This is a genomic window from Sphingomonas suaedae (assembly GCF_007833215.1).
Taxonomy (GTDB): Bacteria; Pseudomonadota; Alphaproteobacteria; order Sphingomonadales; family Sphingomonadaceae; genus Sphingomonas; species Sphingomonas suaedae.
In genome coordinates, this window is record NZ_CP042239.1 from 1,460,291 (window position 1) to 1,474,370 (window position 14,080).

At 66.4% G+C, this 14,080-nt stretch carries 13 protein-coding genes; 10 read left to right on the top strand and 3 right to left on the bottom strand.

The window, feature by feature from the left end; all coding sequences use genetic code 11:
* Positions 1–4: 4 nt before the first annotated feature.
* Positions 5–1,087, top strand: a complete 1,083-nt coding sequence (gene flhB / locus FPZ54_RS07000; RefSeq protein WP_145846006.1) for a flagellar biosynthesis protein FlhB — start codon at positions 5–7, stop codon at positions 1,085–1,087.
* A gap of 42 nt (positions 1,088–1,129) precedes the next feature.
* On the opposite strand, the gene FPZ54_RS07005 is transcribed toward flhB, so the two are convergent.
* Positions 1,130–1,555 carry a flagellar assembly protein FliX gene (locus FPZ54_RS07005; protein WP_145846008.1) on the bottom strand — a complete coding sequence of 142 codons (426 nt, stop codon included), beginning with the start codon at positions 1,553–1,555 and terminating at the stop codon, positions 1,130–1,132.
* A gap of 84 nt (positions 1,556–1,639) precedes the next feature.
* Between FPZ54_RS07005 and FPZ54_RS07010 the strand changes: the two genes are divergently transcribed.
* Genes FPZ54_RS07010 through FPZ54_RS07020 form a run of 3 tightly spaced genes read left to right on the top strand, consistent with a single transcriptional unit; the run spans position 1,640 to position 3,454 of the window.
* The gene (locus tag FPZ54_RS07010; protein ID WP_145846009.1) at positions 1,640–2,746 is read left to right on the top strand and encodes a flagellar basal body P-ring protein FlgI; all 1,107 of its coding nucleotides are present in this window, start codon (positions 1,640–1,642) and stop codon (positions 2,744–2,746) included.
* The gene (locus tag FPZ54_RS07015) at positions 2,746–3,045 is read left to right on the top strand and encodes a rod-binding protein (RefSeq protein ID WP_145846010.1); all 300 of its coding nucleotides are present in this window, start codon (positions 2,746–2,748) and stop codon (positions 3,043–3,045) included. Before FPZ54_RS07010 ends, FPZ54_RS07015 begins: the two co-directional genes overlap by 1 nt.
* Entirely contained in the window at positions 3,035–3,454 is a 420-nt protein-coding gene (locus FPZ54_RS07020; RefSeq protein WP_145846012.1) for a hypothetical protein, read from the top strand. Before FPZ54_RS07015 ends, FPZ54_RS07020 begins: the two co-directional genes overlap by 11 nt.
* A 208-nt stretch (positions 3,455–3,662) precedes the next feature.
* On the opposite strand, the gene FPZ54_RS07025 is transcribed toward FPZ54_RS07020, so the two are convergent.
* Together FPZ54_RS07025 and FPZ54_RS07030 are read right to left on the bottom strand one after the other, a co-directional pair.
* The gene (locus FPZ54_RS07025) at positions 3,663–4,079 is read right to left on the bottom strand and encodes a flagellar basal body protein (protein ID WP_145846014.1); all 417 of its coding nucleotides are present in this window, start codon (positions 4,077–4,079) and stop codon (positions 3,663–3,665) included.
* A 4-nt stretch (positions 4,080–4,083) separates the two neighbouring features.
* Positions 4,084–6,747: a hypothetical protein gene (locus FPZ54_RS07030; protein WP_145846016.1), complete on the bottom strand. Its 2,664-nt coding sequence runs from the start codon at positions 6,745–6,747 to the stop codon at positions 4,084–4,086.
* 103 nt (positions 6,748–6,850) lie between these two features.
* On the opposite strand from FPZ54_RS07030, the gene fliG reads away from it, so the two are divergent.
* The 6 genes from fliG to flhA all read left to right on the top strand — a co-directional run bounded on the left by fliG (position 6,851) and on the right by flhA (position 14,078).
* Complete coding sequence (gene fliG, locus FPZ54_RS07035; RefSeq protein ID WP_145846017.1) at positions 6,851–7,882, top strand: flagellar motor switch protein FliG; 1,032 nt, start codon at positions 6,851–6,853, stop codon at positions 7,880–7,882.
* Between the two features lie 11 nt (positions 7,883–7,893).
* Positions 7,894–8,574: a FliH/SctL family protein gene (locus FPZ54_RS07040; RefSeq protein ID WP_145846018.1), complete on the top strand. Its 681-nt coding sequence runs from the start codon at positions 7,894–7,896 to the stop codon at positions 8,572–8,574.
* A 124-nt stretch (positions 8,575–8,698) separates the two neighbouring features.
* Positions 8,699–10,321: a flagellar basal-body MS-ring/collar protein FliF gene (gene fliF, locus FPZ54_RS07045; protein ID WP_145846020.1), complete on the top strand. Its 1,623-nt coding sequence runs from the start codon at positions 8,699–8,701 to the stop codon at positions 10,319–10,321.
* Between the two features lie 11 nt (positions 10,322–10,332).
* Positions 10,333–10,692: a flagellar motor switch protein FliN gene (fliN, locus tag FPZ54_RS07050; RefSeq protein ID WP_145846021.1), complete on the top strand. Its 360-nt coding sequence runs from the start codon at positions 10,333–10,335 to the stop codon at positions 10,690–10,692.
* A 1-nt stretch (position 10,693) separates the two neighbouring features.
* Positions 10,694–11,980 carry a sigma-54-dependent transcriptional regulator gene (locus tag FPZ54_RS07055; protein WP_145846022.1) on the top strand — a complete coding sequence of 429 codons (1,287 nt, stop codon included), beginning with the start codon at positions 10,694–10,696 and terminating at the stop codon, positions 11,978–11,980.
* A 16-nt stretch (positions 11,981–11,996) separates the two neighbouring features.
* Complete coding sequence (flhA, locus tag FPZ54_RS07060) at positions 11,997–14,078, top strand: flagellar biosynthesis protein FlhA (protein ID WP_145846024.1); 2,082 nt, start codon at positions 11,997–11,999, stop codon at positions 14,076–14,078.
* Positions 14,079–14,080 lie beyond the last annotated feature (2 nt).

The following is a 14,080-nucleotide window of genomic DNA, read 5'->3' on the forward strand; positions in this document are numbered from 1 at the left end:
CGCAATGGCATCGGAAGATCAGGACAAGGACCAGAAGACTTATGCCCCGACCGATAAGAGGATCGAGGATGCGCGCAAGAAGGGCGACGTCCCGATGGCGCCGGAGATGCGCCAGGCCGCGATGTTCCTGGGCCTGATCGTCGCGACCGGCAGCCTGGGCGCCTATGCCGCCTCCAAGCTCGCCGGATCGCTGGCGCGCATCTGGGGCCGCGCCGACAGCTTCCTGTTCGAGCCACAGGGCGCGCAGGCGTTTGGCGGCTTCATGCTGGGCGAAGTGGCGACGGGTCTGCTCCCGCTGCTCGGCACCCTGTTCGGATTCGCGCTGCTCGGGGGGTTGCTTCAGGGGCGGCCGATGATGAACTGGACTCGCATCCAGCCGAAATGGTCGAAGATCAATCCTGTCTCGGGCTTTGGCCGATTGTTCGGCGCGCGCGCCTTCGTCGAGTTCGGCAAGACGCTGGCGAAACTCGCTGCCGTGGCCGGGATTGGCGGGTTGATCCTGTGGCCCTTTCTGCCCGGGTTCGAGACGATGGTCGGGATCGGTCCCGGCACGATCGCCGATCTTGCCCATGGCATGGTCGCCGATGTGTTGATGATCGTGGTTGGACTGATCGCCGCAATTGCAGTGTTCGATTTCTTCTATCAGCGGCACAGCTGGACCAAGAAGAAGATGATGTCGCTCCAGGACATCAAGGACGAGCACAAGCAGCAGGAAGGCGACCCCAAGATCAAGGCGCGCATCCGCCAGATCGGGATGCAGCGCTCACGCAAACGGATGATGGCCGCCGTCCCCACCGCGACCGTCGTCATCACCAACCCGACCCACTATGCAGTCGCACTGAAATACGACCATGGCGACATGTCCGCGCCGGTCGTCGTCGCCAAGGGCACCGACGCCATCGCGCTCAAGATCCGCGAGGTCGCGACGGCGGCCGGCGTGCCGCTCGTCGAAAACCGCCCCCTCGCCCGCGCGCTGCACGCCAGCGCCGAGGTCGACCGGCCGATCCCGGTCGAACATTATCAGGCGGTAGCCGAAGTGATCAGCTATGTGATGAGGCTGGCGCGGGGTATTGGGCAGCCGGACTGATCCCGCCGCGCGGCGTTAACCATGCCGTTTGAAAAATGCGCGTCAGACGATGCGGTCGTGCTTGGCCAGTTCAACGCGGACGCGCAACTCGATCTCGCGCGCGATTTCGGCGAGCTGCGGGTCCTCGGGAAGCTCGAACGCGGCGGCCCATTGGGTGAGCGCGTCGAGCACGTCCTTCTTGGGCAACCCCTTGATCCCGGCGGTGTGAAGCCGGTCGAGCATTTCGAGCCCCTTGGCCGGAGGGCGCACTTCGCGACGACGCTTGTCCTGAGGGGATTCGAGCGCCGCGGCCGCCGCAAGCAGCACATTGACATTGGCCGCGGTCTGAAGCGTCGGGGGAAGCTGCTGCGCCTGTTTCGGCGCCTCCGGCATCGTCATCTTCGGCAGCGTCGCGAGCGCAGCGGTGTCGGCCTTCGACAGTGCATTGAGCACCATCCGGACCTGCAACGACACCCCATCGACACGCACGGGAACATTCCTCCGCCAAGACCGGAACGGCCTTTCTCTTTCTATAAGAAGATTAACGGAGTTTCGGAGCCGATGGACGGGTTTATGCGCATTTTGAGTTTCCTGCTGCTACTCGTCGCCCTCGCGATGCCCGGCACCGCCGCTGCGCGCAACGCGCACCGGATCAAGGACATCGTCGATGTCGAGAATGTGCGCGAGAACCAGCTCGTCGGCTATGGCCTGGTCGTGGGCCTGGCCGGCACTGGCGACCGCACCCGCAACACGCCCTTTACCGAGGAATCGATTCAGGCGATGCTCGAGCGGATGGGCGTCAATGTCCGCGGATCGCAGCTCAAGACAGCCAATGTCGCCGCCGTGTCGATCACCGCGACGATGCCCGCCTTCGCCCGCTCCGGTTCGCGGATCGATGTCACCGTCTCCGCGATCGGCGATGCCACCAGCCTTCAGGGCGGGACGCTGATCGCATCATCGCTACGCGCGCTCGACGGCGAAATCTATGCCGTTGCCCAGGGCCAGGTCTCGGTCTCCGGCTTCAAGGCGCAGGGCGCGGCGGCAAGCATCAGCCGCGGCGTCTCGACCTCCGCGCGCATCGCCGACGGGGCGATCATCGAGCGCGAGGTCCCCTATGCGCTGCGCAGCGCAACCAGCCTCAAGCTCGCGCTCAAGAACCCCGATTTCACCACCGCCAACCAGATTGCAGGCGTGATCAACGCCGCCTTTGCGGGGACAGCCGTGGTGCTCGATCCCGCGACGGTCGAACTTCAGCCCGGCCCCGGCTTCCCCGGATCGGTGGTCGATCTGGTCGCGCGGATCGAAAACCTGCCCGTCACCGTGGATCAACCCGCCAAGGTGATCGTCAACGAGGCGTCGGGAACGGTGGTGATGGGATCGAATGTCCGAATCAGCCCAGTTGCGATCGCCCAGGGGGGCCTCACCATCAGCATCGCCGAGGCGCCGCAAGTATCGCAGCCCGCACCGCTGTCGCAGGGGCAGACCCAGGTCGTCCCCCGCACTCAGGTCGCGGTCGATGACGGTTCGGGCCGCTCGCTCGGCACGGTCGGAGGCGAGACGTCGCTTTCCTCGCTGGTGGCCGGCCTTAACGCGCTCGGCGTCAGCCCGCGCGACCTGATTACCATTCTTCAGGCGGTGAAGAGTGCTGGCGCACTCCAGGCCGATATCGAGGTGCAGTGATGAACCCCCTCTCCGCCCCCACCGCCGCCACGACCGGCGCGACGCCAACCGTCCCCTCGCCGAAGAATGCGGAAACGGCGCGCGCGTTCGAGGCCGTGTTCATCGGCCAGATGACCCAGCTGATGCTGGAAAGCGTCGAAAGCGGGGAATTTTCCGGCGGGCATGGCGAACAGATGTTTCGCGGCGTGCTGTCCGAACATCTCGGCACCGCCATCGCCGCCAAGGGCGGGCTGGGCCTTGCCCCGCATGTGCTCGACCAGATCATCAAGCTCCAGGAAGGGGCGTCGAATGGAAACTGAACTCACCGATCTGTTCCGCTCGCTCGCCTCGATTTGTGAGGAGGAGACGGCGTTGCTGCAACAAGGCCGTCGCGGCGAGGTCGCGGGGCTGGTCCAGGCCAAGACGCGCCTCGTCGGCGCGGTGGATGCGGAGGTCGCGCGGCTCGACCGGGTCAGCCCGGACTGGCGCGATGCGCTGAACGGCGAGACGCGCGCCGAGCTGGGCGACCTGGCCCTGCGATTGCGCGACGCCGCGCGCGACAATGCCGCGACCCTGCGCCGCCAGATCGACCTGTCCGACGATCTGATGGCCGAAATCTCCGCCGACGCCCGCCGTCGCCGCGGCGGGCGCAGCGAGGCTTATGGCGCCAGCGGCGCGATGACCGCGAACAACCTTGCCGTGCCGATTTCGGTGAATACGAGCTTTTAGGAGCGCGAACGGGCTGAATTGAACGTTCCCCGGCGCAGGCCGGGGCCCAGTTGCGAGACGGTTCGGAGACGGGATGCCGCCTCATGTTCGGCGATACTGGACCCCGGCCTTCGCCGGGGAACAGAGCGATGAAACTCAGGTCGAAAACGACCTCGCTCCTCTCCGCTAAAGCGAGGGGATGCGAACGACGCCCCTTCACCCCACCGCGTCAGCCGCCGCCCTTGCGGCCCAGCGCCGATTGGATGAGGCCCTGGCTCTTGCGGTAGAGGTTGGTCATCGCCGCGAAATCGGCCTGGATCTGGCCCATTTTGAGCAGTTGTTCCTCCAGCGTGACATTGTTGCCGTCGGGCTTGGTCTCGGTCGTGTTCGCGTCGAGCATCACGCTGCCCGCCGAAATCGGGGCGCGCGCACCGAGGGCCGCCATACCACCCGTCAGCTTCACCTGAGGGCGCGCGACCTGTCCACCGCCGCTGCCGGTCTGGAGCAGGTCGGCGAAGCTCGGCGCGCGCACCTCGCGCGCCTTGAAGCCCGGCGTTTCGCTGTTGGCGATATTTTCGGCCACGACGCGCTGCCGCTCCGAAAGATGCTTCATGTTGCGGGTGATGCCGCCGATCAGGTCGGTCATGATGTCAGAACCCCATTGAGGTTGGTATGCCGCCCGCGAGCCGGTCGAGCGCCGCCTGATAATTGGCCAGTTGCGCCTGTTCGCGGGCGGTGCTTCCGCCCTTCTTGCTGCCTTCAACCAATGCCAGCTTGGTATCGTCCCAATAGAGCGAGCGGTATCCGGTCTGCGAAATCGACAGCGCAGATTTGAGCTTCGCGAGCGCCGCCTTCGCCGATTTGGTGTCGGCAATCGACAGCGACAGGTCGAGGCCCAGGCCATAGGTGCCACCGGGCTTCACGATCGGTGCATCCTTGTCGATCGCATCCATGCCGGACACGCGCGCGGCGGGGAGGCCGAGCTTTTCGAGCGCGTCGCGCCCGGCGGGCCCGGCGATAAATTCGATATCGATACTCGCCTTGGGCGCAATGCGCAGCATTGCCCCCTCCCCGCTCTTGGGCGTCGTCACGAGCGCCTTCGATCCGCTGATCCGGCGCACCTTGTCGGCGAGGCTCGTCAGCGTCTCATCCTTGTCGATCGTCACGGTACGGACGACGCCGCCCGCGACGCGCATCTGGAAACTGTCGCCCGCGCGCAGACTGGTCGCGGTGGTCAGCTTCAGCGATCCGTCGGGAGTCAGTGTGCCGCGCCCGAAACCGAGCGCGTCGACCATGCTGGTCCCGCCGCTCGAAGCGGCAAGGCGCACGGGTTCGGTGCGCAGTGTCGGCTGGCCGAACTGGTTCACTTGCTCGACCGCACCGCTTGCGGGATCGAGCCGGGCGACGAAGCCGTCCACAGGACCGCTGCGGGTGCCGCCCAGATCGCCGCTGGTGCGACCGCCGACATAGAGTTTGCCATTGGTGAAGACGAGGCTGTCGACCTGTTCGTTGCCCGCCGTGCCGAGATAGGTGACCGACAGGCCCGATCCGTCGGCCGCCATGCGCGCGACGAACCCGTCGCGGCCGCCGGCAATGCCGTTGGTCTGCGTGCCGGCCAGTGCGGCAAGCGTGGTGCCGCCAATTGCGATCGACCCATCCGGGCCGATCGCGATCGCGCGCGCGTCCACAGTGCCCAGATCGACCGAGCCGAGTTCGACCGCCGGGTTGGCGGGGTCGAGGAAGCGCAGCCGCGAACTGCTCCCCTCGCGCGTGACGGCGGCAAGACGACCATCGGCGGTCATTGCCATCGCGGTGATCCCCTCGTCCCCGCCAGCATCGATCCGCTGGCGAAGCTGGAGCGATCCGGTACCGCTCAGCCGTGCGACGAACGCGTCACCGCCGCCCAATGCAGCCCGGCCTCCGACCAGGATTGCGCCGTCATCGGCAATCGTCACGCTGGTCGCGCGGTCCTCGCCCGCCGAACGGATCCGGGTCGCGAATTGCTCATCGCCATTATTGGCGAAGCGCGCGACCAGCATGTCCGCGTCGGCATCGGTGCCGCCGAAATGGCCAGAGACAGTGCCGGCAACGACGATATCGCCATTGTCCGCGACGGTGATCGCGGCGCCCGATGCGCTGTCCGATGCGCCCAGGCTTCGCTGCCAAACGGTATTGCCCAGGCTGTCCATCTTGGTGAGATAGAGATCCTGGCTTCCCGCCACGCGCAGTTCGTCCAGATCGCCCGATGCGGTGCCGACGACATAGGCAAAGCCATCGGTGTCGGTGACGATCGCATCCGTGGTCGTTGCCACCGCCTTCGTCGCCAGCCGATCCTTCGCCTCGATCGTCGCCAGCGTCTTGTTGGTCATCGCCGCTTGCGGATCGTCGATGCGCAGCACCCGCGCGGCGGTGGGCGTTTCGAGGCCGGTGCGACCGGTCGCGACCATTAGCGCATCGGGAGCATCGACCTGATCTATCGACACCGATTCCAACCCCTGGCGAGTCATCCCCATCGCCCAGCCATCGACGGTCTTTTCGGGTTCGAACGCGACCTTCCACTTGGGAACGGCCGTCCCGCCGGAATCATATACGACATCGCCATTGAGATCGCGCATCGGAATGTCGGCGATCGCCTGGTTGATGAGGTTGGCGACGCTATCGAGCGTGGGCGGCTCGGGAAGCGAGCCGAGATCGATCACGACGGTGTCCACCGAACTGCCACGCTCCAGCGTGACGCGGAAGCGTTCGGTTCCAGACAGCTGGGAGAGGATCTCGTCACGCTTGGCGACGACGCCGTTGCCCGTGACGCTGACCGCAAGGCTGCCGGTGCCGGGCGACACCGCGACGCTTTCGGCGCGTCGGACCGGCTGTCCGAAGGACAGGTCGAGTTTGTCCGACGGGGCGCTGCCCATGAAGGTCTGCAGGTCGCTCAGCCCCTTGGTGAACGTCGTCGCAAGCTGGGCACGCTCGGTCGCGGTAAGGCCGGGCTTGGCGGCGTTTTCGGCGAGGAGGTTGAGTCGGTCGAGCGCTTTCCAGGTGGTGAAGGCGGTCTGAACGTCGGTGGGCAGCGCGCGCGGGCCGGTCAGCGGCTTGTCGATCAGTGTCGAAAGACGGCGGATCTCGGTGACCTGAGTATAGATGGACGAAGTCGGCGCCGCCTGACGCCAGGGCGGCGTGGTTTCGGGCAACGTGAACTGGGCCTTGGCCTCGCGCACGGCACGACTTTCGATCGCCAGACCACCGCCTGACGCCGTAAACAGGCTCGTGTCGCCGCCCAGCAGGCTGAGCCCGGCCAGGCCGGAAGCGATGTCCATCAGTTTTTCTCCACGCGACCGACAACCCCCTTCTGCGTCCATAATAGAGGGTGCGCGCACCTTACCGACGCGGTGACCACGAATAATGCAGGGGACCTAGACGATGATGATGACTCCGGTCGTCGAACCGCCAGAATTTAAGCGGCTCAACCAGCGCCAGCGCGCCGCCGCACTGATGCTTGCGCTCGGTCAGGAACATGGCGGGCCGATCTGGGAACAGCTGTCGATCGACGAGGTGAAGGAGCTGTCCGCCAGCATGGCCCAGCTCGGCCGCATCCCGTCGAACATCGTCGAGCATCTGCTCAATCAGTTCCAGGCGGAAATGTCGTCGATGTCGTCGTGCCACGGCTCGTTCGAGACGACCGAGCGGCTGCTCAACGGCGTGCTCGATGCCGACCGGGTCAAGGAGATCATGGAGGATATCCGCGGCCCCTCCGGCCGGACGATGTGGGACAAATTGTCCAATGTCAGCGAAGCCGTGCTCGCCGGCTATCTGCGCAACGAATATCCCCAGACGATCGCGGTGATCCTCTCGAAGCTGAAGTCCGATCACGCCGCGCGCGTGCTCGGCGCGCTTCCCCGCGAAATCGCGGTCGATGTCGTTCAGCGGATGCTGCGGATGGAGACGGTGCAGAAGGAAGTTCTGGCGCAGGTCGAAGCCACATTGAAGACCGAATTCATGGCGAATTTTGCCCGCGCGCAACGCCGCGACCCGCATGAGGCGATGGCCGAGATCTTCAACGCCATGGACCGCGCGACGGAGGAGAATATGCTCCAGGCGCTCGACGCGCGCTCGCCCGACGCCGCCGACCGCATCCGCTCGCTCATGTTCACCTTCGAAGATCTGGGCGGTCTGCTCCCTGCATCGATCGCGGTCATCGTGCGTCAGGCGGACAAGCGCCAGATGGCGCTGGCACTCAAGGGCGCGAACGACGAGATCAAGCAGCTGTTCTTCTCGACCATGACCGAACGCTCGGCAAAGCTGCTGCGCGAGGACATGGCGTCCATGGGTCCCGTCCGCGCCCGCGATTGCGAAGAGGCCCAGTCCGCCCTCGTCCGCCTTGCCAAGAACCTCGCCGATATGGGGGAGATCGTGCTGGTCGATCCCAAGAGCGACGACACGATGATCATTTGACGGAGCGGCACATGGATCTTTCGTTCAGCACCAGGCCGTTCGGATTCGACCGCGTGTTCACCGCGCGCGAGGCGGCCCGTACTGTCGAGCATGACTCCCTTTCGCAGACGATCCGGATCGAGGCGCTGGAGGACGAGATCGCCCATCTGCGCCGGACGCAAAATGAGGAGCTCGCCCGCGCCCGTGCCGATGGGTTCCAGGCGGGAATGGACGCGGCCCGCAACGACCGCGAAACCGCGCTGCTCGCCGCGCTCGACGCGCTTCAGGCCGGGGTCGAGGGGATCACCGAGGAGCGCGCAGGCTTCCAGGCCGATACCGCGCGCGAGGCCGCGGAGCTGGTCATGGCGGTGGCTGAGCATCTCGCGGGGCATCCGCTGCTTTCCTCCCCCGCCCAGGCGATCGACGATGCGATCGGTCGGGCCCTGTCGCAGGTCGCGCGCGGGACGGAAATGACCGTTCGCGTGAACCCGGACATGGCCGCGCAGATCGAGGAGCGGATCGCACAACGCCAGGCGAATGATCGCCGCCGCCTGAACCTGCACATCGCTCATGACGCCACGCTCGCCCCCGGGGACGCGCGGATCGAATGGGACGAAGGCGGGTTGACCCTCGACCGCGCGGCGCGCGAGGCCGCGGTGCTGCGCGAACTGGGCAATTTGTTCCCGGCCCCGCAGGTTGCGGAAGCTGCCTGATCCCCGCCGCACCGCCAACAGGGAGGGTGCGGCAATTTTTTCCTACCGGCAAAACCTGCCGCCCGCACGGCATCTATAATTCAGTCATGGGGCAGTTCGCCCCGGATCGCTGATAGGGTGCGTCTTGGAGCAGGTTAAAGGGCTGATCGCGCAGCTGGGGACGAAGCGGCTCGCCATCATGGGCGGCGTCGCGGCGCTCATCATGGCGGCGCTGGCGATGGTCGCGCTGCGCGGCGAAACCTCGACCATGGGGTTTCTCTACACCGATCTCGACCCTGCCGGCGCCGCAGCGATCACCGAGAAATTGAAGGCGCAGAACGTGCCGTTCGAGCTCTCCGCCGACGGCACTGCGGTGATGGCCCCGGTCGACAAGCTCGCCGAGCTGCGCATGGCGATGGCGGGCGAGAAACTGGGCGGCAAGATCGGCTATGACGTGCTCGATCAGGAACAGCCCTTCGGCGTCTCGGCGAGCCGCGCCAAGCTGAACGAAACACGCGCGATCGAGGGCGAGCTCGTTCGCTCGATCCAGAGCCTCGACTCGGTCAGCAGTGCGCGCGTCCATATCGTGATGCCCGAACGCGCGATGTTCGCCGCCGAAGCACGCCCGGCCACCGCGTCGATCACAGTCAAGACCAAGGGCCGCCTGCCCGGCGAGACGATCCAGGCAATCCGCTATCTCGTCTCCTCCGCCGTTCCCGAACTTTCGCCCGAATCCGTGTCGATCGTCGACCAGTCGGGTGCGTTGCTCGCCCGCGCCGGCGAACAGGGTGCGGCGGGCGGTGGGAGCATCGACGAGCGGCAGACCCAGATCGAGAGCAAGATGCGCGAGGAGATTATCGCGCTGCTCGAACCCATCGTCGGCCAGGGCAAGGTCCGCGCCGAGGTGGCCGCGCAGATCGATCGCGATGCGACGCGCGAGGAATCCAACGTCTTCGATCCCGACAAGCAGGTGATCGCGCGCCAGGTTACCGTCGAGAGCGACGACCAGTCGCGCGAGGAGAGCGAGGACCAGGCGGTCACCGTCGGCAATCAGCTGCCCGATGCCCAGGAAGCGCCGGTCGGCGCCGCCGGAGGCGACACCCGCCAGCAATCGCGCAAGGAAACGTCGGAAGATACGACCTACGCCAACAGCTCGACCCGCAGCATCGTCTCGCGCGAACCGGGCAAAGTCACCCGCCTGACCGTCGCGGTCACCGTCGATGGCGGCGCGAAGGGGCTGGCCGAGGCGCGCAAGCAGCAGCTGACCCGACTGGTCGAGAATGCCGTGGGCATCGATGCCGAGCGTGGCGACAGCGTGGTGGTCGAAAGCATGGCCTTCGCCGCACCCGCCGATCTGGCCGATACCCAGCCTGCCTGGTGGTCGATCTTTACCTCCGACCAGGTGGTCGGACTGCTCAAGCTGGTGCTGGTCGCGATCGTCGGGCTGGTGGTGCTGCGGATGCTGCGGACGCGCGCGAACAAGGAGGCTCTCGCCGCCCCCGCCGATACCGCGCCGATGCTGCCGACCGACCGCAACGCGCAGATGCTCGCCATCGCGCAGCAAGCCGCCGATGGCGACCCCGAGGCGCTTGCACAGCTGGAGGCGATTCAGGGGACGCAGCCCGATGTCCCGCTGCTCGACCATGAAGTCACGCTCAACAATGTCGATGGCCAGGTGAAGGCGTCGCATCTGCGCAAGGTCGGCGACCTCGTCGCCAGCAACGCGCCCGAAGCGACCGCCGTGATCCGCCAGTGGATGAACGCATGATGGAGACCCCGATGTCCGAAAGCCCCGACCCCGTTCCCTCTCAGGAAGTGTCGGCGATGGTCGAAAGCGATACGTCGCCCGCGTTCGAGGAGTTCGGCCTTGACGCGCCCAGCGCCGATCCGGTGCGTGCCGCGCCGCTGACCGCAGTGAACGAGGTGCCGGTGCGGGTTCAGGCAGTGCTGGGCCGCGCCCGTGTTCCCGTGGGCGAGCTGATCCGGATGAAGTCGGGCATGGTGCTCGAACTCGATCGCCGTGTCGGCGAACCGGTAGACGTCTATGTCAACAACCGGCTGGTGGCGCGTGGAGAGGTGATGCTGGTCGATCACGCGCTCGGCGTGACGCTGACCGAGATCGTCCGGCAGGACAGCTGACATGCAGATCCGCCTGATGATCGTCGGCAGCAGCGGCGGCGCCTTTGGCGAAGCCGCGCAGATGGCCCGCGACCTGGGCGCCGAAGTGATGCTCGCCCACACCCCCGTGGCGGCACTCGAACAGTTGCGCGAAACCGGAGCGGGCCTTGTCATGATCGACGTCGAAAGCGACGTAGCTGCCTTTATGAAGGACCTTCAGGCCGAGCGCTTCGCCGTGCCGGTGCTGGCGTGCGGTATCGACGCACCCGCCGACCGCGCAGTCGCAGCGGTGCGCGCAGGGGCGAAGGACTATATCCCCCTGCCCCCCGATCGCGACCTGATCGCAGCCGCGATTGCGCAACTCGCACAGATCGACACGGGCTCGCTGATCGGCGATGATCCGGCATTCCTGCGCGCGCTCGACTTTGCCCGTGCGATGGCCCCGGCCCATGCCCCGATCCTGATCACCGGCGAGCGCGGCAGCGGCAAGGAGCGGGTGGCCCATGCGACCCATGCAGCGTCAGGCCGCCACGGTTTCATCACCGTGGAGTGCGCCGGCGTTGCGCCCAATGTGCTGGAGTCCGAATTGTTCGGGCATGAGGTTGGCGCGTTCGACGGCGCGCGCGCCACGCGGCGGGGCGCCTTCGTCACCGCGCGCGGCGGCACCTTGTTCCTGCGCGACATCGATCGCCTGCCCGCCCCGCTCCAGTTGCGTGTGCTCGAAGCGATGGCCGAAGCCGACGCGCCGAATGTCATCGCCAGCACCACCCGCGATCTCACCCTGTTCGTCGAGGCCGGCGCGTTTCGCAGCGACCTGCTCGCCCGTTTTGCACTGGCGACGGTCGCGCTGCCGCCGCTGCGCAACCGCGGCGGCGACATCCGCCTGCTCGCCGCGTCCTTTGCCATCCGCTTCGCCGCGATGCAGGGACAACCCTCGCCGTTGATCGACCCGGCCGCCGAACGACTGCTCGCGCATTATGACTGGCCCGGCAACATCGCCGAGCTTCAGGATGCGATGCACCGTGCCGTGCTGTTGGCGCCTGACGGCTATATCGGCCCGGAAGCGATCGTGCTGGCCGACGGGTCGCGCATCACCGCTACCGCCCCTGCTACGGGCCGCCCGGTCATCGCCTCGCTGGTCGGCCAGACAGTCGAGGAGGTCGAGCGCGCGCTGATTCTGGAGACGCTCGAGCGGTGCCAGGGCAACCGCACCTCCGCCTCGCAGATCCTGGGTATTTCAGTGCGCACCATGCGCAACAAGCTGAAGGCATTTGTCGAGGCGGGCATCGCCGTCGCCCCGGCGGCCTGAGGGAGACTGAACGATCATGGACGCGCTCAACGCCTTCCTCACCCGCATCGGCGCCAGCCGCGACATCGCGCTCGCGGTCGGCGTCATCGCGATCATCGGGATGCTCATCCTGCCGATGCCCGGCTGGCTGCTCGACCTCGGGCTGGCGCTGTCGATCACGCTGTCGGCGATGATCCTGATGACGGCATTGTTCATCGAAAAGCCGCTCCAGCTTTCCGCCTTTCCGACGATCCTGCTGATCGCGACGATGCTGCGGCTCGGCCTCAACCTCGCCTCGACGCGCCTGATCCTGGGCCATGGGCATGAGGGGCCGGACGCAGCGGGCGGGGTGATCGCGGCGTTCGGCGATTTCCTGATCGGTGGCCAGATGGTGATCGGTCTCACCATCTTCGCGATCCTGGTGGTCATCAATTTCGTCGTCATCACCAAGGGCGCCGGTCGCATCGCCGAGGTCGCCGCGCGCTTCAGCCTCGACGCCATGCCCGGCAAGCAGATGGCGATCGACGCGGACCTGTCGGCGGGCATGATCTCCGAGGAACAGGCACGCGCGCGCCGCACCGAAGTCGAAGCGGAAAGCGGCTTTTTTGGATCGATGGACGGTGCGTCCAAATTCGTGAAGGGCGACGCGATCGCCGGACTGCTGATCACCGCGATCAACGTCGTCGTCGGCCTGATCATCGGCGTCGCCATCTATGGTGTGCCGTTCGGCACCGCGTTCGAAACCTATACGCTGCTCACCGTCGGCGACGGGCTGGTCAGCCAGATCCCGGCGCTGATCGTCTCGACCGCAGCGGGCCTGCTGGTGTCAAAGGGCAGCCAGGCGGGCAAGACCGGCGAGGCGCTGGGTCAGCAGCTGGGCCGCTATCCGCAGGCGTTCGGCATGGTCGCGGTGCTGATGGGCCTGTTGGCGCTGATGCCCGGCCTGCCCTTCATCCCGTTCTTCGCCTTTGCCGCCGGCTCGGGGTACGCGGCCTGGTATCTATCGAAAAAGGCGAAGGAAACCGCCCGCATTGCCGCGCGCGACGCCGAGGTCGAGGAAGCCCATGCTGCCGCGGTCGCCGAGGAGCCGATCTCGCGCACGCTGGCCATCGACGCGGTTCGGATCGAGATCGGCTATGGCCTGCTCCCCATCATCAACGACGCCGCGCGAGAGCCGCGCCTCGACGATCAGGTCCGCGCACTGCGCCGCCAGATGGCAACCGAATACGGTTTCGTCCTCCCCTCCGTCCGCATCATCGACAATATGGGACTGCAGGCGAACCAATATGTCATCTACATCAAGGAGACCGAGGCGGCGCGTGGCGACATCCGGCTCGATCGCCTGCTGGTGATCAACCCCGGCGATGGCCCGGCCGGTATTCCGGGCGAGCCGACACGCGAGCCGGTGTTCAACCTGCCCGCCCTGTGGATCGACCGCGAGCTGCGCGAGGAAGCGGGCTTCCGCGGGCTCACCGTGGTCGATGCCGGCACGATCATCACCACGCACCTGACCGAACTGGTCAAGGACAATATCGCCGACATGCTGAGCTATACCGAGGTGCAGAAGCTGCTCAACGAGGTGCATACGGACTCGGCGAAGCTGGTGGCGGAGATCATCCCGGCGCGCATCTCCATCTCGGGCGTCCAGCGCATCCTTCAGAACCTGCTCGGCGAAGGCGTGTCGATCCGCGACATCCCGACGATCCTCGAGGGGATCGCCGAGGCCGCGCCGATCACCGGCAACCTCACCCAGATCACCGAACATGTCCGCGCCAGGCTCGCGCGGCAGATCTCGGCGGTGCAGGGCCGCGACGGGGCGATCCCGATCGTCACCCTCTCGCCGCATTGGGACACGGCATTTGCGGAGAATATTCTGGGCCAGGGCGAAGACCGCCACCTCGCCATGCCGCCCTCAATGCTTCAGGGCTTCATCGCTGCCGTCCGCGAAACCTATGACCAGCTGGCGAACAACGGCGAAATCCCGTGCCTGCTCACCAACCCGACGATCCGCCCGTTCGTGCGCAGCGTGATCGAGCGGGTACGCCCGGCAACGGTGGTGCTGTCGCAGAACGAGATCCATGCGCGATCGCGGGTGCGGGCGCTGGGAACGATTGGCTAGTC

Excerpts from the sequence above, each read along its gene's own strand:
- flhB (WP_145846006.1), top strand. The coding sequence starts at position 5 with ATGGCATCGGAAGATCAGGACAAGGACCAGAAGACTTATGCCCCGACC.
- FPZ54_RS07010 (WP_145846009.1), top strand. The coding sequence starts at position 1,640 with ATGCGCATTTTGAGTTTCCTGCTGCTACTCGTCGCCCTCGCGATGCCC.
- FPZ54_RS07015 (WP_145846010.1), top strand. The coding sequence starts at position 2,746 with ATGAACCCCCTCTCCGCCCCCACCGCCGCCACGACCGGCGCGACGCCA.
- FPZ54_RS07020 (WP_145846012.1), top strand. The coding sequence starts at position 3,035 with ATGGAAACTGAACTCACCGATCTGTTCCGCTCGCTCGCCTCGATTTGT.
- FPZ54_RS07025 (WP_145846014.1), bottom strand. The coding sequence starts at position 4,079 with ATGACCGACCTGATCGGCGGCATCACCCGCAACATGAAGCATCTTTCG.
- FPZ54_RS07030 (WP_145846016.1), bottom strand. The coding sequence starts at position 6,747 with ATGGACATCGCTTCCGGCCTGGCCGGGCTCAGCCTGCTGGGCGGCGAC.
- fliG (WP_145846017.1), top strand. The coding sequence starts at position 6,851 with ATGATGATGACTCCGGTCGTCGAACCGCCAGAATTTAAGCGGCTCAAC.
- FPZ54_RS07040 (WP_145846018.1), top strand. The coding sequence starts at position 7,894 with ATGGATCTTTCGTTCAGCACCAGGCCGTTCGGATTCGACCGCGTGTTC.
- fliN (WP_145846021.1), top strand. The coding sequence starts at position 10,333 with ATGTCCGAAAGCCCCGACCCCGTTCCCTCTCAGGAAGTGTCGGCGATG.
- FPZ54_RS07055 (WP_145846022.1), top strand. The coding sequence starts at position 10,694 with ATGCAGATCCGCCTGATGATCGTCGGCAGCAGCGGCGGCGCCTTTGGC.
- flhA (WP_145846024.1), top strand. The coding sequence starts at position 11,997 with ATGGACGCGCTCAACGCCTTCCTCACCCGCATCGGCGCCAGCCGCGAC.